The organism is Flavobacterium sp., assembly GCF_031409475.1.
GTDB lineage: Bacteria > Bacteroidota > Bacteroidia > Flavobacteriales > Flavobacteriaceae > Flavobacterium.
Genome location: NZ_JANNXH010000023.1, coordinates 1 through 24741 on the forward strand (window position 1 = coordinate 1; position 24741 = coordinate 24741).

Annotated in this window: 24 protein-coding genes; 10 read left to right on the forward strand and 14 right to left on the reverse strand. The window is 33.3% G+C overall.

Annotated features, from left to right (window positions below; translation table 11 throughout):
* The 3 genes from RMO53_RS04425 to rpsL all read right to left on the reverse strand — a co-directional run.
* The coding region (locus RMO53_RS04425) for a GTP-binding protein (protein ID WP_310378543.1) at positions 1-177 on the reverse strand (177 nt) is incomplete at its 3' end.
* 10 nt (positions 178-187) lie between these two features.
* Positions 188-664: a 30S ribosomal protein S7 gene (gene rpsG / locus RMO53_RS04430; RefSeq protein WP_143391055.1), complete on the reverse strand. Its 477-nt coding sequence runs from the start codon at positions 662-664 to the stop codon at positions 188-190.
* A gap of 104 nt (positions 665-768) precedes the next feature.
* Positions 769-1152, reverse strand: coding sequence for a 30S ribosomal protein S12 (gene rpsL, locus RMO53_RS04435; RefSeq protein ID WP_007136570.1), 384 nt, complete (start codon positions 1150-1152; stop codon positions 769-771).
* A gap of 271 nt (positions 1153-1423) precedes the next feature.
* Between rpsL and RMO53_RS04440 the strand changes: the two genes are divergently transcribed.
* The 5 genes from RMO53_RS04440 (at position 1424) to rlmB (ending at position 9902) form a co-directional block, all read left to right on the forward strand.
* Positions 1424-3112 (forward strand): hypothetical protein, encoded by a 1689-nt coding sequence (locus RMO53_RS04440; RefSeq protein WP_310378408.1) that lies wholly within the window; start codon positions 1424-1426, stop codon positions 3110-3112.
* An 85-nt stretch (positions 3113-3197) separates the two neighbouring features.
* Positions 3198-6416, forward strand: coding sequence for a SusC/RagA family TonB-linked outer membrane protein (locus RMO53_RS04445; RefSeq protein ID WP_310378410.1), 3219 nt, complete (start codon positions 3198-3200; stop codon positions 6414-6416).
* 18 nt (positions 6417-6434) lie between these two features.
* A complete protein-coding gene (locus tag RMO53_RS04450) occupies positions 6435-8162 on the forward strand; it encodes a SusD/RagB family nutrient-binding outer membrane lipoprotein (protein ID WP_310378413.1) in 1728 nt (575 codons plus the stop codon).
* Between the two features lie 13 nt (positions 8163-8175).
* Positions 8176-9102 (forward strand): hypothetical protein, encoded by a 927-nt coding sequence (locus RMO53_RS04455; protein WP_310378415.1) that lies wholly within the window; start codon positions 8176-8178, stop codon positions 9100-9102.
* Between the two features lie 65 nt (positions 9103-9167).
* On the forward strand, positions 9168-9902 hold the full coding sequence (rlmB, locus tag RMO53_RS04460) for a 23S rRNA (guanosine(2251)-2'-O)-methyltransferase RlmB (RefSeq protein WP_310378416.1): 735 nt from the start codon (positions 9168-9170) through the stop codon (positions 9900-9902).
* A gap of 59 nt (positions 9903-9961) precedes the next feature.
* On the opposite strand, the gene RMO53_RS04465 is transcribed toward rlmB, so the two are convergent.
* The gene (locus tag RMO53_RS04465; RefSeq protein ID WP_310378417.1) at positions 9962-10744 is read right to left on the reverse strand and encodes a rhomboid family intramembrane serine protease; all 783 of its coding nucleotides are present in this window, start codon (positions 10742-10744) and stop codon (positions 9962-9964) included.
* A 177-nt stretch (positions 10745-10921) separates the two neighbouring features.
* On the opposite strand from RMO53_RS04465, the gene RMO53_RS04470 reads away from it, so the two are divergent.
* On the forward strand, positions 10922-12199 hold the full coding sequence (locus tag RMO53_RS04470; protein WP_310378544.1) for a replication-associated recombination protein A: 1278 nt from the start codon (positions 10922-10924) through the stop codon (positions 12197-12199).
* Positions 12200-12260: 61 nt separating this feature from the next.
* Here the strand turns inward: RMO53_RS04470 and RMO53_RS04475 are convergent, their stop codons facing one another.
* Genes RMO53_RS04475 through radC form a run of 3 tightly spaced genes read right to left on the reverse strand, consistent with a single transcriptional unit; the run spans position 12261 to position 14439 of the window.
* Positions 12261-13046: a hypothetical protein gene (locus RMO53_RS04475; RefSeq protein ID WP_310378419.1), complete on the reverse strand. Its 786-nt coding sequence runs from the start codon at positions 13044-13046 to the stop codon at positions 12261-12263.
* 2 nt (positions 13047-13048) lie between these two features.
* Positions 13049-13744 (reverse strand): YjjG family noncanonical pyrimidine nucleotidase, encoded by a 696-nt coding sequence (locus RMO53_RS04480; protein WP_310378421.1) that lies wholly within the window; start codon positions 13742-13744, stop codon positions 13049-13051.
* 2 nt (positions 13745-13746) lie between these two features.
* Positions 13747-14439: a RadC family protein gene (radC, locus tag RMO53_RS04485; RefSeq protein ID WP_310378423.1), complete on the reverse strand. Its 693-nt coding sequence runs from the start codon at positions 14437-14439 to the stop codon at positions 13747-13749.
* Between the two features lie 60 nt (positions 14440-14499).
* On the opposite strand from radC, the gene RMO53_RS04490 reads away from it, so the two are divergent.
* A complete protein-coding gene (locus RMO53_RS04490; RefSeq protein ID WP_310378425.1) occupies positions 14500-15087 on the forward strand; it encodes a DUF1287 domain-containing protein in 588 nt (195 codons plus the stop codon).
* On the opposite strand, the gene RMO53_RS04495 is transcribed toward RMO53_RS04490, so the two are convergent.
* The 3 genes from RMO53_RS04495 to RMO53_RS04505 are packed head-to-tail and all read right to left on the reverse strand — an operon-like array spanning position 15084 to position 17630.
* Positions 15084-15542 (reverse strand): GNAT family N-acetyltransferase, encoded by a 459-nt coding sequence (locus RMO53_RS04495; RefSeq protein WP_310378427.1) that lies wholly within the window; start codon positions 15540-15542, stop codon positions 15084-15086. The two genes, RMO53_RS04490 and RMO53_RS04495, sit on opposite strands and share 4 nt — an antisense overlap.
* 21 nt (positions 15543-15563) lie before the next feature.
* On the reverse strand, positions 15564-16919 hold the full coding sequence (gene murC / locus RMO53_RS04500; RefSeq protein WP_310378429.1) for a Mur ligase family protein: 1356 nt from the start codon (positions 16917-16919) through the stop codon (positions 15564-15566).
* Positions 16920-16934: 15 nt separating this feature from the next.
* Positions 16935-17630, reverse strand: a complete 696-nt coding sequence (locus RMO53_RS04505; protein WP_310378431.1) for a hypothetical protein — start codon at positions 17628-17630, stop codon at positions 16935-16937.
* Positions 17631-17858: 228 nt separating this feature from the next.
* On the opposite strand from RMO53_RS04505, the gene RMO53_RS04510 reads away from it, so the two are divergent.
* On the forward strand, positions 17859-18848 hold the full coding sequence (locus RMO53_RS04510) for a glycosyltransferase family protein (RefSeq protein WP_310378433.1): 990 nt from the start codon (positions 17859-17861) through the stop codon (positions 18846-18848).
* Between the two features lie 107 nt (positions 18849-18955).
* Here the strand turns inward: RMO53_RS04510 and obgE are convergent, their stop codons facing one another.
* From obgE to hpt, 4 genes are all read right to left on the reverse strand, one after another.
* Positions 18956-19957, reverse strand: coding sequence for a GTPase ObgE (obgE, locus tag RMO53_RS04515; protein ID WP_310378436.1), 1002 nt, complete (start codon positions 19955-19957; stop codon positions 18956-18958).
* 115 nt (positions 19958-20072) lie between these two features.
* A complete protein-coding gene (locus RMO53_RS04520; protein WP_409024824.1) occupies positions 20073-21293 on the reverse strand; it encodes a hemolysin family protein in 1221 nt (406 codons plus the stop codon).
* Positions 21294-21370: 77 nt separating this feature from the next.
* Complete coding sequence (locus RMO53_RS04525) at positions 21371-21943, reverse strand: adenylate kinase (RefSeq protein WP_310378439.1); 573 nt, start codon at positions 21941-21943, stop codon at positions 21371-21373.
* A gap of 83 nt (positions 21944-22026) precedes the next feature.
* Entirely contained in the window at positions 22027-22557 is a 531-nt protein-coding gene (gene hpt / locus RMO53_RS04530; protein ID WP_310378440.1) for a hypoxanthine phosphoribosyltransferase, read from the reverse strand.
* Between the two features lie 245 nt (positions 22558-22802).
* On the opposite strand from hpt, the gene RMO53_RS04535 reads away from it, so the two are divergent.
* Positions 22803-23954 carry a 5-(carboxyamino)imidazole ribonucleotide synthase gene (locus RMO53_RS04535; protein ID WP_310378442.1) on the forward strand — a complete coding sequence of 384 codons (1152 nt, stop codon included), beginning with the start codon at positions 22803-22805 and terminating at the stop codon, positions 23952-23954.
* A gap of 285 nt (positions 23955-24239) precedes the next feature.
* The gene (gene purE, locus RMO53_RS04540; RefSeq protein WP_310378444.1) at positions 24240-24722 is read left to right on the forward strand and encodes a 5-(carboxyamino)imidazole ribonucleotide mutase; all 483 of its coding nucleotides are present in this window, start codon (positions 24240-24242) and stop codon (positions 24720-24722) included.
* The last annotated feature ends 19 nt before the right edge of the window (positions 24723-24741 follow it).

The following is a 24741-nucleotide window of genomic DNA, read 5'->3' on the forward strand; positions in this document are numbered from 1 at the left end:
AATACCTCTTTCTTGCTCTTGTGCCATCCAGTCCATAGTTGCAGCACCATCATGCACTTCACCTATTTTATGCGACTTTCCGGTATAGAATAATATACGCTCCGTTGTTGTTGTTTTACCAGCATCAATATGAGCAGCAATCCCAATATTTCTTGTGTATTTTAAATCTCTAGCCATTTCTTCTTAATTAAAATCTAAAATGTGAGAATGCTTTATTTGCTTCAGCCATTTTATGAGTATCCATTCTCTTTTTGACAGCAGCACCTTCTTCTTTAGCCGCAGCTAAACATTCTGACGCTAGTCTTTGAGCCATAGATTTCTCATTCCTTCTTCTGGAATAAAGTATTAACCACTTCATTGCCATAGAAATTTTTCTGTCTGGACGAATTTGCATTGGAATTTGGAATGTAGCTCCACCTACTCTACGACTACGTACTTCTACGTGAGGCATAACGTTTGTTAATGCATCTTTCCAGATTTCTAATGATGGTTTTTCTGCATCTTGCTTCTTAGTTTCTATAATGTCAATTGCATCATAAAATACTTTGAAAGCTGTTGATTTCTTACCGTCCCACATTAAGTTGTTTACAAAACGTGTTACCAATTGGTCGTTAAACCTTGGATCTGGTAAAAGTGGTCTTTTTTTTGCCGCTCTTTTTCTCATTTTTTCTTTTTAATTTTTTTATCCGTATTAGATATCAGAAAACATAATTTTCTGCTACAGACGCGATTAATCGTGTCTCTACCTAAATATGAATAATTTTTAAATTACTTTTTTGCTTCTTTTGGGCGTTTTGCTCCGTATTTAGATCTTCTTTGCGTTCTTCCTGCTACACCTGATGTATCAAGCGCACCACGAACGATGTGGTATCTAACTCCTGGCAAATCTTTTACCCTTCCACCCCTAACTAATACTATCGAGTGCTCTTGTAGATTGTGTCCTTCACCGGGTATGTAGGCATTTACTTCATTACCATTAGTCAAACGTACACGCGCTACTTTACGCATTGCAGAGTTTGGTTTTTTTGGTGTGGTAGTGTAAACACGCGTACAAACCCCTCTTCTTTGAGGACAAGAATCTAAAGCAACCGATTTACTCTTCTTAGTTATTTGAGTTCTTCCTGTTCTTACTAATTGTTGAATTGTTGGCATAATTAATACTAAAAATTACTTATATATTAAATTTCCCGCTTTTTACGGGGTTGCAAATGTAGTAATTATTTTTTTCTAAACAAACCATAATTAATTAATTTTTACAAGAAGTAAATATTTGTACTTTAACACTATACAGAATATACCTTAGAACAATTTTTTATTGAAATAAAACAATAGTTTTACCGCAATTTCGTTAGAATTGTTTAATCTAATTAATAGCATAAAAACCATACCTATTTACATTACTTTTATTGAAATTTAACGCTACTTGAAAACTCTAATTCTAACCCTTTTGCTGTATACCTTTGGATTGAATTGTACTGCCCAGAATTTTCATTTGAAATTAACTGGCAGTTCAATTTCTGAAAATAAAATTATTGATTCAATTAATTATATCCCAAAACACCTAAATGTCAAATCCATAACCGACGAGATAAATTTGACCTCCGAAAAACTAGTGAAAAAAGGATATATTGAGAACCAACTCATTGAAAATATTAGAGAAAACGATTCTAGTTATTCAGCGAAATTCAGCTTGGGAGAAAGAGTAAAATCGATTCGTGTATATATAGGTAGAAATTCAGAAATAAAAGATTTAATATCACTGGATAAAACAAAAGACACTTTAATACTTCTATACCCTGAAATAGAGTCTTTTTTAAATAATACTTTACAAAAATTAGAACAAAACGGATTCGCGCTCGCCAAACTTAAATTGATTAATATCCAAAAGAAAAACAATTCGCTGCATGCAGAATTACAATTTGAATCGGGACAAAAACGACAATTAAATGCAATTGTGGTGAAGTTTAGTGAAAACAATAAATTCCCTGAAGGGCATATAAAACAAATGAATCGAAAATATAATAAAAACTCTTTCAATCAAGATATCGTTCGCAAGATTCACGATGATTTTGATAAATTTGGTTTTGTAAACCAAATAAAATATCCCGAGATATTATTCACGAAAGATACCACCAAAGTTTATGTGTACTTAGAAAAGAGAAAGTCCAATACTTTTGATGGATTCATTGGCTTTACCAATAACGAAAATAACAAATTAGTTTTTAACGGCTATTTAGATTTAACATTAGAAAATGCCCTAAAAGCTGGAGAACAGTTTTCGCTTAATTGGAAAAGCGATGGAAACAATCAAAAAACATTCAAAGCTGGTATCGATTTACCTTATTTATTTAAAAGTCCTTTTGGATTGAAAGCACAAATTTTCATCTTCAAGCAAGACAGCGTCTTTCAAAACACTAAAACATCAATTGATTTGGGCTATTTTGTAGATTACAACACACGGATTTATTTAGGATATCAATCTACTGAATCCAGCGATATCCAAAATACAAATAATAGCACCATTAGCGATTACAAAAATTCGTTCCTAACTTCAAATTTAGAATACTCGAAATTCGATTACAAAAATTCGACTTTTCCGAAAAAAACGAGTCTTTCGCTTACACTAGGAACAGGCAAAAGAACAACAAACGGGTTTGAAGAAACATTAGAGACAAGTAACCAGACTTTCATCAATATCAATGTGATGCACAACTTCTATTTGAATAGAAAAAACTGTATTAATTTAAATAGTCAGAATTATTATTTAGAAAGTGGCACTTATATTATTAATGAATTATACCGTTTTGGAGGCCTAAATTCTATTCGAGGCTTTGCCGAAAATAGTTTACAAGCACATTTTATTTCTTCAATACTTACAGAATATCGCTACATAATTTTGCCAAGTTTATACCTACACTCTATAATAGATTATGCTTATTATCAGGATAAAAGTGTTAATAGCAAAAGCAACCTGTTAGGTCTAGGCATAGGAATAGGTGTACAAACAAAAAACGGGGTTCTTAAATTATCTATTGCAAATGGCAGTGCAAAAAACCAAGAAATAAAAATAAATAACAGTATTGCTACAATTTGTTATAATGTTAAATTTTGAATGCATGCATAAAAAACTTTATGAATCATTAGGAAAGTTAACAAATTATTAAGATTTTTGTTTTACTAATTCAAAATAATTAAAAATGAAACTAAAGTTTAATGGATTTTTAGTGCTTTTAGTAGTACTAATGGCGCAAATTACCTTTGCGCAAGAAAGAACTGTTTCGGGTGTTGTTTCTGATAATGCAGGATTGCCTTTACCTGGCGTGAGTGTATTAGTAAAAGGAACTAAGACCGGAGCTCAAACAGATTTTGACGGAAAATTTTCGATCAAAGCAACATCTAGTCAAGTATTAGTGTTTAGCTTTATTGGGATGAAAACCCAAGAAGTTACAGCTAGTTCGGGCAGTATCAATGTGAAATTACAAGACGCAGCTCAAGCACTTGAGGAAGTTGTTGTAACATCACAAGGTATTAGAAAAGAAAAAAAGAAATTAGGCTACGCAGTAAGCGAAGTAAAAGCCAAAGATTTAGAACAACGTGAAAGTTCAGATATTGCACGTGTACTAAGCGGAAAAGCTTCAGGTGTGAACATCATTTCACAAAGTGGCTTGTCTGGTTCTGGTACAAGTGTCGTAATTAGAGGATTATCTAGTTTTAGCTCAAGCAACCAAGCCTTATTCATTGTTGATGGTGTACCGTTCAGTTCAGACACCAACGCAGAAGGAAGTTTTATAAATGGAAATAACGGATCGAGCCGATTTTTGGATTTAGATCCAAACAACATCGAGAATGTGAGTGTTCTTAAAGGACTTGCCGCAGCTACTTTATATGGTTCTGCAGGTAGAAATGGTGTAATATTAATTACTACCAAAACAGGTTCTAAGAAAAAAGGCGGAAAAGGTAGCGACATAACAGTATCTACTTCATTGTTTATTAATGAAATAGCATCTTTGCCAGATTATCAAAATAAATATGGTAATGGTTTTGATCAAGCTTTTGGCTGGTTCTTTAGTAACTGGGGACCAAAATTCGAAAAGTCAGGCACTACAGGTTGGGGAAACAGCGCAGCATTTGATGCTAACGGAACTTTACCTCATCCCTATTCAACAAGTAATTTTGCAGCAGCTTTTCCAGAATTTGCAGGAAAAAGATACGAGTGGAAAGCACAAACTAGCGTTAAAGATTTTTTCCGAAAAGGAGTTATCTCAAACACATCTGTGAATTTCGCTGGACAATCTGCTGATGGAGATTTTGGATACAATGTAAATTATGGACATAATGATGATCAAGGTTTTACTCCAGGAAATAGTGTTTTAAGAAACACTTTATCTATTGGTGGTAGAGGTAAGTTTTCTAATAAATTTACAGTTTCTGGAACTTTAAACTTATCAAAAACAAACTTCACCTCACCTCCGGTTGCTTTGAGTCAAGGAAATGGTGCAACTGGTACTGGTTCATCTATATTTGGTGATTTATGGTTTACCCCTAGAAGTATTGATATTTTTGCATTACCATATTCTAATCCAGCTACTGGTGGAAGTACTTACTACAGACAAAATAATAGTATTCAACACCCACTTTGGACGTTGAACAATTCTGGTTTTGAACAAAATACCGATAGAGTTTTTGGAAATGCTGTTGTAACGTATGATATTAACTCTCACTTAAACCTTCAATATCGTGCAGGTATAGATAATTATACCGAAAGTAACTTGAGATATCAGAATAGAGGTGGTGTAAATGGAAACAGTGGTGATGCAAGAACTGCAAGTGGTTTTTACGAAACATGGACTAATACCAATACTATTTGGGATCATAACGTTGTTTTAAACGGTAAGTATAATTTAGCAAACAAACTAGATGTAAATTTCAATATTGGTGCAACTACCAGAAATGAAACTTACTCAAGAAATGGTGTAGCCAGTGATGGTCAACAAATATTTGGAGTAAAAAGACATTATAATTTTTCAAAATCAACTCCTATTGAAGCTTTTGCTGATTTAAACATAGTAGGTTTATATACTCAAGCTGAATTTGATTATAGCTCTTACTTATTTTTGACATTATCAGGAAGAAAGGATTGGGTTTCTAATTTTGCTTCTGGAAATAATTCACAATTTTATCCTAGTGCAAGTGTTGCATTTATTCCAACAGCTGCTTTTAGTAGCATCATGTCCGATAATGGATTGAACTATTTGAAATTAAGAGCTGGTATAGGAACCTCTGCAAATTTTGGAAATTTTGGAAGCTATCCTGTTTCAGACATTCTTACTTTAGATGTTAGAGACAATCAAGATGGTGCTGGACAAAATATTATTACAAATGCTGTGGGACAAACACTTGGTAATTCAGGTTTAAAACCAGAATTATTAACAGAGTATGAAGTAGGTGTTGAAACTAAATTCTTTAAAAATAGATTTGGTTTTGAATTGTCTTTATTCAACCGTGTTACTAAAGACTTAATTGTGAACAGACCTTTAGATCCTGCAACAGGATATACCCAAACTTTAACTAATATTGGTAAAATAGAAGCAAAAGGGATTGAGTTAGATGCGACCGCAACAATTGTTAAAAATTCTGGTACAGGTCTTAATTGGGATATGAATCTTAATTTCACTAAAAACGAAGCTATTGTAAAAGATTTAGGTCTCGATACGGATAGAGTTATTTATAGTGGATTTTCAAATCTTGGTAACGCAGCAATTGTTGGAGAATCATTATCGTCTATATATGGTAGTGCTATTTTAAGAGATGCAAACGGAGAATTAGTTGTAGACGGTAATGGAAATTACATACAAGATCCAGTGAATAAAATTATTGGCGATGCAAATCCTGATTGGATTATGAATGTTGGAAATACTATTTCTTACAGAAACTTTAGTCTAGGTTGTTTAATTGGTTATACTCACGGTGGTGATATCTACTCTAGTACAATTTCCACTCTATTAGGTAGAGGTTTAATAACTGAAACATTAGATAGAGAAAGAACCTTCATTTTGCCGGGTGTAAATCAAGCAGGTCAACCTAATAATGTTCAAATTAACAACTCGGATTATTTCTTTACGAACGTCTTGTTTGGACCAAGTGAATTGCAAATTTATGATGCTACAACAATTAGATTGCAAGAAGCCTCTTTCGGGTATTCAATCCCTTCTAAATTTTTAGACAAAACAGCTTTTAGTTCTGTTTCATTTAAATTGTCAGGGAATAACTTATATTACAGAGCGATAAATACACCTAAAGGAGCGAATTTTGACCCAAACACTTCTGGTACAGGTGTAGGAAATGGATCTGGATTTGACTACCTCAATGGTCCTAGTTCCAGAAGATATGGCTTTTCTGTAAAAGCAACATTTTAACAATTAAAAATTAAAAAAATGAAAAAAAATAAATTATATACAAAGTTGATAGCAATTATTGGCTTATTATTTTTTACGTCTTGTGAGACGATTGAATTAGATAAATCTAACAATCCTTTTGCACTTACTCCAGACAAAGCTGACGTTGATTTCTTATTCAATGGAATTGAAGAAGATTTTGTTAGACAACTTGAAGGAGATGCTGATTACAGCGCAGGAGACAACTGGGGATCAGGTGGTTCAACTAATGGAGATGGTTTGTCATTATTCGGAATGGAATTAACTAGATTAGTTGCTTTAGCAAATACTAATGCACAAAGTTATGCTTCTGCTTATGGTGATACTGATTCTGATGATGAATGGACGAATTTTTATGCAGGTATACGTGCTAATAGTATTGCAATGACAAAACTAGCAACAGTATCAGGAAGAAATAAACACATAGCGATTGCTCAGTTTATTGAAGCATACACTATGACGGCTATGGTCGATTTTTATGGGGATATTCCTTATTCTGAAGCCAATCTTGGAGTGGAAAATTTGAACCCAAAAGTCGATACTGGAGCTTCTGTTTATGCAGCGGCAATAGTGTTACTTGATAAATCAATTACAAATTTTTCAAGCCCATCTACAGCAGCTACAAATCCTAAAACAGAATTGTTTTATGGAAATAACTTTACTAAATGGATTAAAGCAGCTAATACATTAAAAATGAAATTGTATTTGCAAACAAGGTTAGTAGATGCTACTGCTATTACTAAATTTAATGCAATTGTAGCCTCAGGAAATTATATTACTGCTACAGCAGATGATTTAGTGTACAATTGGGGTGGAACAAGTGCTTCAAATCCTGACAATCGTCACCCACGCTATGGTTTGAATTACACTGCAACTGGAGCTGGTGATTATTGTTCAAACTGGTTAATGAATACGATGTTCACAACAACTGACCCACGTATTAGATATTTCTTCTACAGACAACGTAATGCAGTACCAGGTCAAGAAGTTGCTCCAGATGAGCAAACATTAAAATGTTCATTATCAATTGCGCCAGCTCACTATGTAGCAGGAGGATTTACGTTTTGTAGCTTACCAAGTGGTTATTGGGGTAGAGATCATGGAGATTCAGACGGAACTCCACCAGACGGTTTCTTAAAAACAACTTGGGGAGTATATCCAGCAGGTGGAAAATTTGATAATAGTAATTTTGCAAATATTTCTGCAACTGCAGGAGCTTCAGGAAAAGGTATTACACCAATATTATTGGCTTCATGGGTTGATTTAATGAAAGCAGAAGTAGCGTTGGTACAAAATAACCCAACACTTGCAAAAACAGAAATGATAAATGGAATCAATAAATCTATTGCAAAAGTAATGTCATTTGGACCTAAAGATCCAGCATTTGATCCAGCTTCGCCTAGAGTTCCTACTGCTACAAGAATTACTACTTATATCAATTTTATAAGTTCAAGTTGGGATGATGCTGATACTGTAGGGAAATGGAATATTTTTGGTGTACAAAGTTTAATAGCTGACTATGGTAACGGAGTAGAAGCCTATAATTTTTATAGAAGAACGGGTTATCCTACAAGCTTACAGCCAAATAGATCTGCAAGTCCTGGAGGTTACATTAGATCTTTATATTATCCATCTGCAGCTGTAGATACGAATGTGAACATAAATCAAAAAGCAAATCAATCTGTTCCTGTTTTTTGGAACACGAATGCTTCTCCAGTAGCTAACTAAAAAATAAATAAAAATGAAAACATTTATAAACAAAATAAGATTAAGCGTAATAGCATTATGCTTTATTTTCTTGAATTCTTGCTCAAGCGACGAAAGTGTATCGAGCAAAATTCAATCGGACGTCACTGCTGGTGCTATATTAAGAACTATAAAAGTAAATCAAGCTACTTTTAACTTTTTTGATCCATCTGCAAAATGGTCTGTTACTTTAGAACATCAAGATGCCGCAAATGGCTCTTTGTTAGCAGAAGTAAAGTTATATGCTCGTCAAACTACTGGTGGTGTAAACAAAACGGAGAAGTTCCTTAAAAGTTACGCAGCATCAACATTTGTTGCAGGACCTAACGATGGATATCTGCGAGGTGATGTAACCGCTTCATTGGCTGAAGTATTGACTGCACTGGGTTTAACAACAGGGCAATACACCGCTTCAGATAAAATGAGAATTCGATTAGAATTAATTCTAACTGACGGTAGAAAATTTACGTTGTCGGATGGTTCTCCTACAATTACTGGAGGGTCTTATTTTAGATCTCCGTATCAATATTCTGTACAATTCTTTTGTCCGCTAGCAAATGCATCAAGCTTTTCTGGGAACTATAAAGTAGTTACTGATGCTTGGGCGGATTATAATCCTGGAGAAATAGTTCCAGTACAATATAATGCAGCTGATGGGCTTTATACTTTTAGAATTAGAAGCACTAATAATATATACATCAACAACCCTGGAACGAGTTGGATGGCAGTTACTATCAATCCTGCAACTGGTGGAGCAACTGTACTTTCAAATGAACCATTTGACTATGGAGTTCCTCCTACAACTGTAAGAGGAACAGGGTCTGTAGGAACATGTACTGGTGACATCAACTTAAGTTTAGATTTTAGTGGTGGTTATAACGCTACAAAACAAGGATTTACTTTAGTGAAAGCTGGAAGTTAAATTTTAAAACAAATCATAAAAACCACCACCTAATAAGTGGTGGTTTTTTTTTATACCTTTGCCACATGGAAAAAGAGCATTTAATATTCGGAATACGAGCCATAATTGAGGCCATACAATCAGGAAAGGAAGTTGATAAGGTATTTATACAAAAAGAAATATCCGGCGAATTGATGAAAGATTTAATGAAAGTGATGAAACGTGCCAATGTGAATTTCTCTTATGTTCCTGTCGAAAAATTGAATCGATTAACTCCCAACAATCATCAAGGCGCTGTAGCCTCTATTTCTCCAATAGGCTTCATAGACTTAGAACATTTAGTAGATGCTACCGTTGAATCAGGAAAAAAACCTTTGTTCTTAATTTTAGACCAAATCTCTGATGCACGCAATTTTGGCGCCATCATCAGAACTGCAGAATGTACAGGTGTAAACGGAATTATTGTCCAAAAAGCGGGTTCTGCCCCAGTGAATGGTGATACCGTAAAAACATCAGCCGGTGCTGTGTTTAATGTACCTATTTGTAAAGTAGAACACATCAAAGATGCTATTTTCTATCTGCAAGGCTCAGGAATAAAAACTGTTGCTGCTACAGAAAAAACTGATCAAAATATTTATGATATAAATTTGAAGGAAGCTGTTGCTATTATTATGGGTTCTGAAGATAGAGGAATCAATCCCTCGGTACTTAAAATTGTAGATGAAAAAGCGAAACTACCTATGTTTGGAACAATTGGTTCACTCAATGTTTCTGTAGCTAGTGGTGCTTTTTTATATGAAGCGGTAAGACAAAGAAGTTAGATTGCTGATTACTGATTGTAGATTAAAGATTTAAAATTTAAGAAATTATAAAATATGAATTAAGACTTTGGTTTTGATTCATTTTTTATAGTATGAACGATAGTGTAATCTACCGGCAAACTAGAATAAAAATAAGATTCAGGTTCTACATCAGGTTCTACTTTTGAAATATTGACAAAATTTCCGTTTTCATCAAACCGTTGCATAAACTTGTCGTCTTGCGAGTTAAAATCTGGTTGTTCCCAGTCATACTTAATAACTTTTTTAAATTCGGGTGTTTTGTAAAGAAGTGAAAGCACAAAACCTGTGATTAATCCTGCTAAATGTCCTTCCCACGAGATTTTGTCGTCTATTAAAGAATTAGGATTTGGAAAAACATACCAAACCAATCCTCCATAAACAACAACTACGGCAAGCGACAAGGCTACCAAGCGATAGTATCGAGTTTGGATTCCTTTAAAAAAAATAAAACTAACCAAAACATAAATCAAACTACTGGCTCCAATATGATAATTATCACTGCCTATAACCCAAGTAATTAATCCCGAAATTAAAATTCCATACCCAATAACAGCACAAGAAAGATTAGAATAAAAATAACGTAAAGCAGCTAACAAAATCAATAATGGAATTGAATTGTTATACAAATGCTGCGCATCAGCGTGTAGGAATGGACTGAAAATAACACCTTGTAAACCAGAGAAAGATCTTGGTAAAATTCCGTTTTCAACAAAATCAAAATCAAATTTAATTTGTAGCCAATAAACAAACCACAACACCCAAACAAAAAAAAGTGGAAGCCCTATAACTGAATTGGTATATTTGAAATGGTTGTCGTTCATGGAGAAATTTTAGAGTTTATATTATTCAAGAATGAATCCAAAACTAATTTAATGCTATTTTGTCATATTTAGAAAAAAGATACAAGAAAATAGATTTTAGACTGAATAAGTTTAATATAATTTGGCATATTTATAATTTCAAAATCATAAATTTGAATGTTTAAATCTAAAATCACTTTGGAAACACCTCTAGCTGAACGCATACGACCACAAAAATTAGACGACTATGTGAGTCAATCGCATTTAGTTGGACCAACTGGTGCTTTGACACAGCAAATTGCAAAAGGAATTATTCCTTCGCTTATTTTTTGGGGTCCACCAGGAACGGGCAAAACAACTTTGGCACAAATTATTGCACAAGAATCCAAGCGACCGTTTTATATTTTAAGCGCTATCAATTCAGGCGTAAAAGACATTCGAGATGTAATCGAAAAAGCGAAACAAAGCGGCGGACTTTTTACTGCCAAAAACCCAATTCTATTTATCGACGAAATTCATCGTTTTAGCAAATCGCAACAGGATTCACTATTAGCAGCTGTAGAAAAAGGATGGATAACACTCATTGGAGCTACGACAGAAAACCCAAGTTTTGAAGTGATTCCTGCACTACTGTCTCGATGTCAGGTGTATGTTTTGAATGCATTTTCTAAAGTAGATTTAGAAACTTTATTAAATCGTGCAATAAAAACGGACTCCTATTTAGCATCAAAAAATATACAAATAGTAGAAAACGAAGCTTTATTGCGCCTTTCAGGTGGCGATGGACGCAAACTATTAAATATATTTGAATTGGTCGTAAATGCCTCTGGTGAAGACGTAATTTTGATTACAAATAAAAAAGTTTTACAACTCGTACAACAAAACACCGTTTTATATGACAAAACAGGCGAGCAACATTACGATATTGTTTCGGCATTTATAAAATCGATTCGGGGTAGCGATCCAAACGGAGCGGTTTATTGGCTAGCAAGAATGATTGAAGGCGGCGAAGATGTAAAATTTATTGCCAGGAGAATGCTTATTTTATCGAGTGAAGATATTGGAAATGCAAATCCAACGGCATTTATTATGGCTAATAATACTTTTCAAGCTGTAGCAACCATTGGTTATCCTGAAAGTAGAATTATTTTGAGCCAATGCGCCATTTATTTAGCGACTTCGCCCAAAAGTAATGCTTCGTATTTAGCCATTAGCTCAGCACAACAGTTGGTCAAACAAACCGGAGATTTAACCGTTCCTATTCATTTGCGAAATGCACCAACAAAATTAATGAAAGAACTAGGTTATGGTGACCAGTATAAATATTCTCATGACTTTGCTAATAACTTTGCCGAGCAAGAGTTCCTTCCTGAGGCTATTTCAGAAACACTTCTTTATAATCCTGGAAATAATTCTAGAGAAAATAGTACTAGAGAATTTTTGAAAAACAGATGGAAAAGTAAGTATGGTTATTAGTGTTGCGATATTTTTTAGAGCTAAAATAAGATGCTAAATCTTCATGATTTGAAATCTGTACCTAAAACTTCACATTTATCTTTTCAGAGATTAATTGATCCATTTGATAATATTCGAAAAACCATTGTTTGTCTTTTGAAATTAAGACACCATGTAAACTTCCTTTTGTAGCTATATAACTTTCTAAATTTGATGTTTTATACACTTTCATAATCACTTTTGGCTCGTTATTAATCAATTGATATCCATATGCTGTTGGTTGAGCATAAAGCAAATTTAGATTTGTGTTTTCTAAAATTACAGCCTCAACAACTTCCGTATCGACAACTTTTATGGCTTCAGGAGAAATAGGAATTACTGGAATTGGGGTTTCAAAAACTACTATACGCTCTGGAATTACAACTTGCTTTGTAGTAAAGCTAGTAGTATTGTATTTATAATTCAAAGCATAAACTGATTTAAATGCATCATTTAACGCACCTGAATAAGCACTTTGAAATTCTTTTTCTTTGCTTTTACCAACAGCAGATTTGTATATAATAATACCGTTACAATCCTTAAATACAATAAAGAGCTTTGTTACTAAAAAAGCTTTTTCCTCTTTGACATCAACATTTAAAAGTTCACATTTATTATTAAATTCAGTTGCAGCTGGTTCTCCTGAATAAAAAGATTGAAAACCAGCTTTTTGTAAATTCAATTTAGTAATGGTCTGAAGTCTGTATTGATTTTCACTTTTTTGAAAATCAAATTGCCTAGAAATAATTACCGCTTTATAATCGTTTACGGTTTGTGAAAAAATAGGACTAACAATAAACAAAAGTATGAGTAAGAATAGTTTTTTCATGTTTATAAGTATTTTTTAAGTTCTAATAAATGGGTAATTTGTTTAATATCATTGGCCACTTTTGAATTATTTTCATTAAAAAAAATAGCATCAATCCCAGCGTTTATAGCACCTTGTACATCGGCTTCAATACAATCTCCTATCATAATACTATTTTCTTTTTTGGTTTTGGCCTTAGCCAAAGCATGTTCGAAAATAAGCGGGTTGGGTTTCTTAACTCCAGCCATTTCTGAATTTGTAATTGTCATGAAATACGGCGTAATGTAAGAGTTATTCAGTTTGTTATCCTGAATTTCGGCAAATCCATTAGTTATAATATGCAACTTATATTTAGGTTTCAAGTAGTCTAAAATTTCGATTGCACCATCGAATAAGTGATTGAATTTTGGCAAATAATGAATGTATTCTTCTGACAAAAGTACAATTGTAGCATCATCAATTCGATGATTTATTGCATCAAAAGTATCTTTTAATCTACCAAATCGTAGTTCAATTTGGGAGATTTCATCTTTTCGGTATTTGTTCCAATATTCTAAATTTATAGGTACATAAACCGCTATAAAATCCGGAATGTTTACTGGTATGTTGTGTTTTTTTAAAACGGTTTCAAATGCCAAAGCCGAATTTTTTTCGAAATCCCAAAGCGTGTGATCTAAATCAAAAAAAACGTCGGTTATAGTTATGTTTGTTGTTTTCATTTTTAAAAAATTCCTTCGTCTGCAAAGCTATAATAACTCGCTTCGGTTATAATTATATGGTCAAGAATATTAAGCTCTAATTGGTTTGCGGCAATTTTTAATTTTTTGGTAATTTGAATATCGGCATCGCTTGGTTTTAAATTTCCTGATGGATGATTGTGTGTTAAAATTAATCCAACCGCGTTTTGTTCTAAAGCTATTTTGAAAATAATTCTGGTGTCTGCAACTGTTCCGGTAATTCCGCCTTTGCTAATTTGTGATTTATAAATCACCTTATTGGAATTATTCAAATACAAAACCCAAAATTCTTCGTGTGGCAGTTCCCCAATTATAGGTTGCATAATCTCGAAAACTGCTTTGCTAGAATTTATTTTTTGGAGTTCAACCGCATCTTCTGACCTTCTCCGTCTTCCTAGTTCCATGGCAGCAAGTATCGAAATTGCCTTTGCCTCACCTATTCCCTTAAAAGTCATCAATTGTGAAATAGATAATTTTCCTAGCATATTCAAATTGTTGTCAACACTTGCCAAAATTCTTTTGCTTAATCCTACCGCCGATTCATTTCTACTCCCAGAACCAATGAGAATCGCAATCAACTCCGCATCACTCAAAACATTCTTGCCTTTGAGCATTAATTTCTCGCGAGGTTTGTCGTCTTCGTGCCAATTCGTTATCGGGAAATTATCTTGCTCCATTTAATAATATTCAGTTGAAATATAAGAGAAATTTTGCCGTTATTTAAAAAAACTAATGTAATGAAACCTTTTTATCTTTTAGTAACCACTATCATTTTTTTTTCGTTTACTGTTGTCGAAAAAACATTTTCAGAAAAACTTTCTGATGCTGCAATTTCTATAATAGACAATTCTATCATTTACGATCCATCCTATATTTCAATAAAATATCCAAATGGAGATGTTTCGAAAAATAAAGGTGTATGCACAGATGTTGTTATTCGTTCCTATCGAAAATTAGGTGTTGATTTACAAAAAGAAGTTCATGAAGATATGGTAAAAAATTATTCGAAATATCCTAATTTAAAAAAATGGGGATTGAAAAAAACAGATACTAATATTGACCATCGAAGAGTTCCAAACTTGGAAGTCTTTTTTACTCGAAAAGGAGAAAAATTAACTGTTACCAGAGACTCAAAAGATTACAAAACAGGTGAACTAGTAACTTGGATGATTGATCATAAATTACCTCATATTGGAATAGTAACTAACAAAAAAAGCCCAGACGGAAAGCGACCTATGATTGTTCATAACGTTGGAAACGGTCAAGTACTGGAGGATTGTTTATTTAATTATCAAATAGTTGGTCATTTTAAGTATGAAGACTAAATTTTCTTCCTCATACAAACACTCATTTCTAAACCTACATACGGTTCGTAATTATCAACAATAGCATAACCTGCTTTTTGATACAATGCTATAGCTGCAGTTTGATTTTGCAACGTTTCTAAAACCGAATAGGAATATCCTAATTCACTTGCCCAAAGCTCTAATTCCTGCAATATCCTTTGTGCTAAACCCAAACCTCGTGCTTCTGGTGAAACAAACATTCGTTTAATCTCAATAGTGTTTTTATTATATTTTTTGAAACAAGCGCAAGCAACAGGCTTTTCATCGAGATAAACAATTATGACATTAGGGTTTATTTCTAGGATGTTATTCCCCCAATAATTCGTTTTTAATTCAGGATATTTTGCCCATAAATAAGCGTCAAATACTGCAATCAAATTGATGAAATCAGGATTTTCGCTGGTTGTTTTGGTAATTGTTATTTGGTTATTCATACCTGTTTTTTAAAGAACTATTTATTGTACTAATTCTTTTACCTCATCAAAATTTAATCCGCCATAATTACCGGAACTCATCAATAACAAAGCTGAATTCTCCAGATTTTGATTGAATAAAAATGTTTTGAATTCCGCTGGATTGGTATAAATAATCAAATCTTTTCTGTTAAAAGCACTGGCAATTTGTTCATAAGTAACCTCTTCGAGTTGCTTAATTTTAACCGCATCTGGTGAATAAAAAACTACTGCCACGTCAGCGTATTCAAGTGCTCCTTCATATTCTTTCAAGAATTCAGCATTCAAACTACTGTAAGTGTGTAATTCTAAACAAGCGACTAAAGTTCTATTTGGATATTGTTCTTTCACGGCTTTTGTAGTGGCAGTAACTTTACTTGGCGAATGTGCGAAATCTTTGTAAGCCACTTTGGTTCTACTTTCTGCAATTTTTTCCAATCGTTTTGACGCACCTTTGAAACTGGCAATGGCTTCATAAAAATCAGCTTCATCAACGCCCATGTTTTGGCAAATCCATTTGGCTCCAGCCAGATTATTTAAATTATGCGCCCCAAAAACTTCAATTGGCATATCGCCTTCTGGCGTTTCTAATAAAGTAATGCCATTTTCAACTTTATAATTTGGTGTGTGATAAGCTAGTTTTCGAATTGGATTTATTGCCGCTTCAGCAACACGTTGTACTTCGGAATCATCTTGGTTGTATACTAGAATTCCTCCGTTGGTGATTTTAGCAATAAAAATTTCAAACTGCTCTACATAATTTTCATAGGTTGGAAACACATTAATATGATCCCAAGCTATTCCAGAAATCAGCGCAATATTAGGCTGATATAAATGGAATTTAGGTCTTCTGTCTATTGGCGAAGACAAATATTCATCGCCTTCAAGAACGATAAAATCGTTTTCTTCGGTGAGATGAACCATGGTATCAAAACCTTCAAGCTGAGCGCCAACCATATAATCTACAGTAATATTGTGGTAATGCATGACGTGCAAAATCATTGATGTAATGGTTGTTTTTCCGTGTGAACCACCAATAACTACTCGTGTTTTGTTTTTAGATTGCTCGTATAAAAACTCTGGATAAGAATATATTTTTAAGCCTAATTCTTGTGCTTTTAGTAACTCCGGATTATCGGCTTTGGCGTGCATTCCTAGAATTACGGCTTGGACATCCGAAGTAACTTTCTCTGGAAACCAACCTAATGCAACTGGTAAAATCCCCTTTTTGTCCAAACGGGATTTTGAAGGTTCAAAAATGGCATCATCACTTCCAGTAACTTGATATCCTTTGTTATGTAATGCTAAAGCTAGATTGTGCATGGCACTTCCGCCTATTGCTATGAAATGTGTTCTCATTATTATATTATATAGTTACCCTTTTTTGTTTTTATATTCCTCTAAAACTGATTTTGCCTTTTCTGGATTATTCATTTTGTTTTTGTACAAATTTGCTAGCATTTGCGTACCTGTTTTAAAACTTCCAGCTTCAATTGCTTTTTTATATTGTTGTTCAGCCAAGTTATATCGTTTAAAATATTCGTCAATTTGTCCTTTTGATAAATAGCCATCTATGGGTGATAATTTCAATAATTCATTTGAATATTTTAAGGCTTTAGATTCACTTCCACCAACTATTGCTGGCAATTGAATGTATAAAAAAACCAAAGCCCAACGTGCTTCGATATGTTTTGGGTTTAATATAATTGCTTTTTCGAAAGATCCTCTGACATCACCAATCATTCCTAATGCTTTGAACTTATTTACTTGTTTAGCTTTCATACCTACTGCTCCGCCATATTTGTAATGATAATTAGCCTCAGTTGGTTTCGACACTTTTAACTTTTTATAATAAACAATAGCTTTATCCCAAGATTTGTTGTGCCCAGCGATATCTCCTAAATATTCAATCGCTTTCAAATTAGACGGATTCTTTCTAGAAAAATCCTCAAAAAACAATTGTGCTTGATCAAATTTTTCATCTCGAAAGAGCTTCTCGCCTATTTCAAAATCTGATTGCGCAAGAAATAGTTTGGGAAATAATAAAAAGAGCACTACTATTTTTTTCATTCATCAAAAATAGGGAAATTTATAATTGCTTTCCTGTAACATTTCAAAAGGTTTAACATAAAATTATTCTGAACAATAAGCCTCTAATACTTTTTATTATGAAATAAACACTCTAAAAAATGACAAATGAATTCATACTAAAAACACATTGACATAACATTGCTAGACTATTTTTGCAAATATAAACTCTGCGAGAGAAACTCTTTTGTAGTAAATTGTTAGAAATATATGAAGATATTTTATGCAATTCAAGCTACTGGCAATGGACACATTAGTAGAGCTATTCAATTGTTTCCTTATCTACAAAAATTTGGTTCTGTAGATTTCTTTTTGAGCGGCAATAATGCAAGTTTAAATATTGACTTGCCCGTAAAATTCAAAAGTGACGGTTGCAGTTTGCATTACAGTAAATGTGGTGGATTAGATTATTGGGGAATTGTCAAGAATATTCAACCAATTCAAATGTATAAAGATGCTAAATCATTGCCCTTAAAAAAGTATGATGTCGTCATAAACGATTTTGATTCTATTACATCGTTGGCTTGTAGAGTGCAAAAAGTACACTCGGTACAGTTTGGACATCAAGCTAGTTTTATTTCTAAAAATACTCCAAGACCAGAAAAAAAGAGCATAATGGGCGAAATGATTCTTAAACATTACGCACCTTCGCCCAAACACATAGGGTTACATTTTGAAAAATACGATTCCTTTATTCGTCCTCCAATTATTAAAGATGAAATAGTTCAGGCTGAATCTAAAGACTTAAAACATATCACAGTTTATTTGCCTTCGTTCCAAAAAGATTGTTTAGAAAAAGCGTTTAACAAACTTTCGGATTTGAAATTTCATTGGTTCTTGAATGATATCGCTTTTAAATACAGCGAGGGAAATATTACTTATTATCCCGTAAATCAAATGCTTTTTAACGAAAGCTTAATTAGTTGCCACGGAATTATTACAGGTGGAGGATTCGAAACTCCTGCTGAGGCTTTATATCTCGAGAAAAAAATACTAAGCATTCCTATTCGAGGTCATTACGAACAAGAATGCAACGTTGCGGCTTTAAAAAAATTGGGAGTTCCCGTGGTTTATGAAGTGGGCGATGATTTCGATTTAATTATAGAAAATTGGTTAAATTCAACTATAATTTATCCAAAAATGAAAGCCAATAACATCCCAGAAACCTTGCAGTATTTGTTTGATACTTATCACCAATAATTTTTTTGTTTTATAAGATTTAGTTTGTCATTTCCGTAGAAAAGACAATTAATAAAACAAAAAAAGGCTCTTTAGAAAAAGAACCCTTCAATATAGATTTTCAACATTTAATCATTTAACATTTTCCAAAGTTTGTCTTTCAATTCCGTCAACCCTTGTTGAGCTACAGATGAAATAAACATATAGGGAACAGCTGCAAAAGCAACATCGAGTTCCACTTTTAACTCCGTTTTGAGTTCATCGTCTAGCATATCGCATTTTGATATTACTAACAAACGTTCTTTATCCAACATTTCAGGATTGTATTTTGTCAATTCGTTTACTAAAATATCATATTCGGCTTTGATATCTGGCGTATCAACAGGAACTAAGAAAAGTAAAGTTGAATTTCTTTCGATATGTCTTAAAAAATAATGACCAAGACCTTTTCCTTCGGCTGCACCTTCGATAATTCCGGGAATATCGGCGATTACAAACGATTGAAAATCACGGTATGCCACGATTCCTAGATTAGGTTTTAATGTGGTAAACGGATAATCGGCAATTTTTGGTTTAGCAGAAGTCAAAACCGATAATAAAGTTGATTTTCCTGCATTTGGAAAACCGACCAAACCGACATCGGCCAATACTTTCAATTCTAGAATAACATCCATTTCTATACCCGGCAAACCGGGCTGAGAATATCTTGGTGTTTGATTAGTTGAGCTTCTAAAATGCCAGTTTCCTAAACCACCTTTTCCACCTCGGGATAGAATTTGTTTCTCGCCTTCTTGGGTAATTTCGAATAAGGTTTCTCCTGTTTCTTTGTCTTTGACTACAGTTCCTAACGGCACTTCGATGTATTTATCATCGCCATCAGCACCAGTACTTCGATCTCCACTTCCGTCTCCACCATTACCTGCTTTGATATGACGAGCAAATTTTAAGTGAAATAATGTCCAAAGTCCTTTGTTTCCAACCAAATATACGTGTCCACCACGACCTCCATCACCACCATCTGGGCCACCTTTTTCGATAAATTTTTCTCTATGTAAATGTGTAGAACCTTTTCCTCCTTTTCCAGAAGAAACATATATTTTTACATAATCTACAAAATTTCCTTCTGTCATTTTAATTTTAGATTTTAGATTTTAGATTTTAGATTCCAAAAAAAACTGAAATCTGCAAACTGCCATCTGTTTTTAGTGGTCAGTGTGTTTGCTGGATACTAAATACTGAACACTATTATTTTACGGTTTTCACCATCACTTTATCAATCTTCACGCCATCCATATCTATGACTTCCAACTCGAATTTTTGCCAAATTAATTTCTCTCCCTGTTTTGGAATATGAGAGAGTTCTGTCATTATTAATCCACTTACTGTAGTAACTTCGTAGTCATTAGTTAACTCGTCTAAATCGAAATAAGTTAAAAAATCATGCAATGAATAATGTCCGTCAACAAGCCAACTCCCATCTTCTCTTTCTATTAACTGAAATTCTTCTTTATTAAAATCTGAGGCATCTCCTACTAAGGCTTCTAAAATATCATTTAAAGTAATTACTCCTTGAAAAACACCGTACTCATCAGAAACAAAAGCATAATGAATCCCTGATTTTTTAAATTGTTCCAAAGCTTTATATGCTGTAGTTTGTTCCATCATAAATGGTGCGTCGGTCATAATATCCGGCAAATTGAAATCTTCTTTGTCTATATTGGCAAAAATGCTTTTCAAATTCACGACTCCCACTATATCATCGTGATTTTCTTCGTAAACAGGATAAATAGAATGCAGCTCTTTGAGCATAAATTCCTTAACCTGACTTTTATTTGAATGCAATGGCAATAAAACCACTGATTTTCTATGAGTCATTAACGAATTTATTTTTCTATCGCCAATATGAAAAACACGCTCCACAATATCTTGTTCAATTTCTTGAACTTCCCCGCCTTCGGTACCTTCTTTTATAATGGCTTTGATTTCTTCTTCGGTTACTTTACCGTCCGCTGTTGGTTTTATTTGTAAAACATTCAATAAAAAATCTGTCGAATGTGTTAATAGCCAAATAAAAGGTGCCGTAATAATCGAAATTATTTTCATGGGTAGAGCGACCGCTTTTGCAATTGATTCTGGATGATTCAAACCAATTCGTTTAGGCAATAACTCTCCTAAAACCAAAGAGAAAAAAGTCAAAACCACCACTACAATTCCAACAGCTATTGAATGTGCAAAAGGTTTTAGCATTTCAAATCCAACAACAAAAGCTTCAACATCCTTAGTTATTTTATCACCGCTATAAATACCGGTTAGAATTCCAATGAGTGTAATGCCAATTTGAACTGTTGATAAAAATTTATTAGGAGCGTTTGCTAAATCTAATGCAATTTGGGCATTCTTATTTCCTTTTTTTGCGGCACTTTCTAATCTGTTTTTCCGTGCTGAAATCAAGGCGATTTCAGACATAGAAAAAATACCATTTAGTATGATTAAAAATAATATTATTAAAATTTCCATAATTAATTAGAAAACGTATGTTCTGCTTATAAACTTTCAATTACGGCACTTAAACGCTCCGTAATTTCGGCAATAGAACCAATCCCATTTACTGGACAATATTTATTTTGTGAAATGTAATACTCCATAAGAGGAGCTGTTTTTTCGTTGTATTCTTGATATCGATTCCTGATTTTATCTTCGTCTTGATCGTCAACTCGTCCGCTAGTTTTTCCTCTTTCGAGCAAGCGTTGTATTAAAATTTCATCATCAGCATCTAATCCAATTGTTGCTGTAATTAGCCAATTTTTGGTTGCCAAAAATGCATCCAAAGCTACAGCTTGAGCCAAGGTTCTAGGAAAACCATCAAACAAAAAACCTTTCGTATCTGGATTTTTATCTACTGTATCTTCCAACATTTTTATAGTAACTTCATCTGGAACCAAGTCTCCTTTGTCCATATAGCTTTTGGCTAATTTGCCTAAATCGGTTTCATTTTTGATATTAAATCTAAAAATATCTCCAGTCGAAAGATGGGTAAGATTGTATTTTGATTTTAAAAATTCTGCTTGAGTTCCTTTTCCTGCTCCAGGCTTTCCAAATAAAACAATATTAATCATTTTGTAAAGTTAAGTGTTTTGCGTTATTTCTTTTCGAGTTAGGAGTTACGTGTATTGTACAAATAACTTTTAACCTTTATACTTTAATCATTCAATTGATATATTTCAGGTAAATTTCTTCCTAAACCATTGTAATCCAGACCATAACCAACAATAAATTTATCAGGTATTCTAATTCCTACATAGTCAATTTTGATGTTTTGCTTGTAGGCTTCAGGTTTAAAAAAGAGTGTTGCGATTTTAAAATGTTTTACATTTTGCTTTTTAAATAATTCTTTTAATGCCACCAAAGTATTTCCCGTGTCTACAATATCTTCTAGAATAATAACAGTTTTTCCCGTTAAATCTTGGTTTAAACCTATAAGTTGCTTTACTTCATTACTAGAAGAAGTTCCTTCATAAGAAGCCATTTTAATAAAAGTTACTTCGCAAGGTGATTTATAATATTTCATGAAGTCTGAAACTACCATAAAAGCACCATTCAAAACACCAACAAAAATGGGTGTTTCATCTGCAAAATCATCATGAACAAGTCCAGCTATTTTAGCAACAGCAAAGTCTATTTCTTGTGCTGAAATAAAAGGAACAAATTGTTTATCGTGTAATTGTATCATTTTTTAGATTTAAAAATAATTTGCAAATATACTGAATTCTATACGTTTAAAAAAACTGTATTTAACTAAAATGACTTGTTGTTTTAGACCTTAATCATAAAAAAATAGCGCAATAATGGCTAACTTATAAAAATAGAACCGAGGCAAATTGAAGTTAATTAAAAAGCATTTTCCTTTTAAATGATTATAAAGTATCTTTGCATGAATATGCCTGATAGCAAACAAACAACAGATAATATAAATCAATGAATTATTTTTCTTCCGATTTCAAATTAGGAATTCTCGGTGGCGGACAACTAGGTAAAATGCTTCTTGCAGAAACTAGAAAATTTGACATACAAACTTATGTTCTTGATCCTAGTAAGGATGCGCCATGCAAAATTGCTTGCAATAAATTTTTTCAAGGAAGTTTAATGGATTTTGAAACTGTTTATAATTTTGGGAAACAAGTTGATGTTTTAACTTTCGAAATAGAACTAGTAAACCTTGATGCATTAGAAAAATTGGAATCCGAAGGTTTAAAAGTTTATCCGTCCCCAAAAACCTTAAAACTCATTCAAAATAAAGGCATTCAGAAAGAGTTCTATATTCAAAATAATATTCCTACTTCAGGATTTAAAAGATTTAATGATTTAACAGAACTGAAATTTGCTGTCACATCGAGCGCAGTCGAAATGCCATTTGTTTGGAAATGTACTGAATTTGGTTACGATGGAAACGGCGTAAAAGTAGTAAGAACAGCTTCAGATTTAGAAAATTTATCCAACGTAGAATGCATCGCCGAAGAAATGATTGCATTCAAAAACGAATTAGCAGTAATTGTGGTACGAAACGTTTCAGGCGAAGTGCAACCCTATCCAGTTGTAGAAATGGAGTTTCACCCAGAAGCAAATCAGGTAGAATACGTAATTTGTCCTGCAAGAATTGATGACAAAGTGGCACAAAAAGCAAAAGAAATTGCATTGAAAGTTTCAGAACATTTCAACCATGTTGGGTTACTAGCTGTAGAAATGTTTCAAACACAAAACGATGAGATTTTAATAAACGAAGTTGCGCCAAGACCACACAACTCAGGACATCACACCATCGAAGCTAGTTACACCTCGCAATTTGAAAATCATTTGCGAGCGATTTTAAATCTTCCTTTAGGAAATTGCGATAGCAAAGTAGCTGGAATTATGGTAAATTTGGTTGGCGAAGAAAATTTTTCTGGACCAGTTATTTACGAAAACATCGAAAAAATCATGGCGATTGACGGAGTAACGCCTCATATCTATGGAAAAAAAGAAACGCGTCCGTTCAGAAAAATGGGACATGTAACTATTGTAAATGAAGACATGACGCAAGCTAGAAAAATTGCAGAAGAAGTTAAGAATACTATAAGAGTGATTAGTTAATTAATATTCAGATTTCAGTTGCAGTTGGCAGTTTCTTTTACAAACTTGTCATTCTGACGAAGGAAGAATCTCATAAAATAAAGAATGGATTATTTAGATGCACTTTTTAATTTTTTTAGAGTTTATGATAACTCACATTATATCAGAAAAGATTATAATGCACTGACTGATAAAAATGAATATTTAGGAAAAAAAATTTTAAGTTTTCTGTCAATTTTAATTACAATAATAGCAATAGTATTTTTCATATATATAATTTATATAATGCTTAAATAATCAAAAAAAATGAAAGTAGCCATCATAATGGGAAGCATTTCCGACATGCCAGTCATGCAAGAAGCCATCGACATCTTAAAAGGATTTGATATAGAAACCGAAGTCGATATTGTTTCGGCACACAGAACACCCGAAAAATTATTCGATTTTAGCAAAAACGCCCACACTCGAGGTATTTCGGTTATTATTGCTGGAGCTGGCGGCGCTGCACATTTGCCAGGAATGGTTGCATCCATGTCTCCGTTGCCCGTGATTGGAGTTCCTGTAAAATCAAGCAATTCCATCGATGGTTGGGATTCAGTTTTGTCGATTCTTCAAATGCCTGGTGGCGTTCCGGTTGCAACAGTAGCTTTAAATGGTGCCAAAAACGCTGGGATTCTAGCTGCTCAAATCATTGGTTCTTCAAACAAATCGATTTTAGACAAAATTATTTCCTACAAAGAAAGTTTGAAAGACAACGTAAATAAATCATCCGAAGATTTAAAAAAATAATTTTTTTAGGAGCTATTTC

What these genes read in the sequence shown, in the direction of transcription:
- radC (WP_310378423.1), bottom strand. Translation starts at nt 14,439, where the DNA reads ATGGAGCAAGATAATTTCCCGATAACGAATTGGCACGAAGACGACAAA.
- hpt (WP_310378440.1), bottom strand. Translation starts at nt 22,557, where the DNA reads ATGATACAATTACACGATAAACAATTTGTTCCTTTTATTTCAGCACAA.
- RMO53_RS04475 (WP_310378419.1), bottom strand. Translation starts at nt 13,046, where the DNA reads ATGAAAAAACTATTCTTACTCATACTTTTGTTTATTGTTAGTCCTATT.
- purE (WP_310378444.1), top strand. Translation starts at nt 24,240, where the DNA reads ATGAAAGTAGCCATCATAATGGGAAGCATTTCCGACATGCCAGTCATG.
- RMO53_RS04445 (WP_310378410.1), top strand. Translation starts at nt 3,198, where the DNA reads ATGAAACTAAAGTTTAATGGATTTTTAGTGCTTTTAGTAGTACTAATG.
- RMO53_RS04520 (WP_409024824.1), bottom strand. Translation starts at nt 21,293, where the DNA reads ATGTCTGAAATCGCCTTGATTTCAGCACGGAAAAACAGATTAGAAAGT.
- RMO53_RS04490 (WP_310378425.1), top strand. Translation starts at nt 14,500, where the DNA reads ATGAAACCTTTTTATCTTTTAGTAACCACTATCATTTTTTTTTCGTTT.
- RMO53_RS04535 (WP_310378442.1), top strand. Translation starts at nt 22,803, where the DNA reads ATGAATTATTTTTCTTCCGATTTCAAATTAGGAATTCTCGGTGGCGGA.
- rpsG (WP_143391055.1), bottom strand. Translation starts at nt 664, where the DNA reads ATGAGAAAAAGAGCGGCAAAAAAAAGACCACTTTTACCAGATCCAAGG.
- RMO53_RS04525 (WP_310378439.1), bottom strand. Translation starts at nt 21,943, where the DNA reads ATGATTAATATTGTTTTATTTGGAAAGCCTGGAGCAGGAAAAGGAACT.
- RMO53_RS04480 (WP_310378421.1), bottom strand. Translation starts at nt 13,744, where the DNA reads ATGAAAACAACAAACATAACTATAACCGACGTTTTTTTTGATTTAGAT.
- RMO53_RS04510 (WP_310378433.1), top strand. Translation starts at nt 17,859, where the DNA reads ATGAAGATATTTTATGCAATTCAAGCTACTGGCAATGGACACATTAGT.
- RMO53_RS04455 (WP_310378415.1), top strand. Translation starts at nt 8,176, where the DNA reads ATGAAAACATTTATAAACAAAATAAGATTAAGCGTAATAGCATTATGC.
- obgE (WP_310378436.1), bottom strand. Translation starts at nt 19,957, where the DNA reads ATGACAGAAGGAAATTTTGTAGATTATGTAAAAATATATGTTTCTTCT.
- rlmB (WP_310378416.1), top strand. Translation starts at nt 9,168, where the DNA reads ATGGAAAAAGAGCATTTAATATTCGGAATACGAGCCATAATTGAGGCC.
- RMO53_RS04495 (WP_310378427.1), bottom strand. Translation starts at nt 15,542, where the DNA reads ATGAATAACCAAATAACAATTACCAAAACAACCAGCGAAAATCCTGAT.
- RMO53_RS04465 (WP_310378417.1), bottom strand. Translation starts at nt 10,744, where the DNA reads ATGAACGACAACCATTTCAAATATACCAATTCAGTTATAGGGCTTCCA.
- rpsL (WP_007136570.1), bottom strand. Translation starts at nt 1,152, where the DNA reads ATGCCAACAATTCAACAATTAGTAAGAACAGGAAGAACTCAAATAACT.
- murC (WP_310378429.1), bottom strand. Translation starts at nt 16,919, where the DNA reads ATGAGAACACATTTCATAGCAATAGGCGGAAGTGCCATGCACAATCTA.
- RMO53_RS04450 (WP_310378413.1), top strand. Translation starts at nt 6,435, where the DNA reads ATGAAAAAAAATAAATTATATACAAAGTTGATAGCAATTATTGGCTTA.
- RMO53_RS04505 (WP_310378431.1), bottom strand. Translation starts at nt 17,630, where the DNA reads ATGAAAAAAATAGTAGTGCTCTTTTTATTATTTCCCAAACTATTTCTT.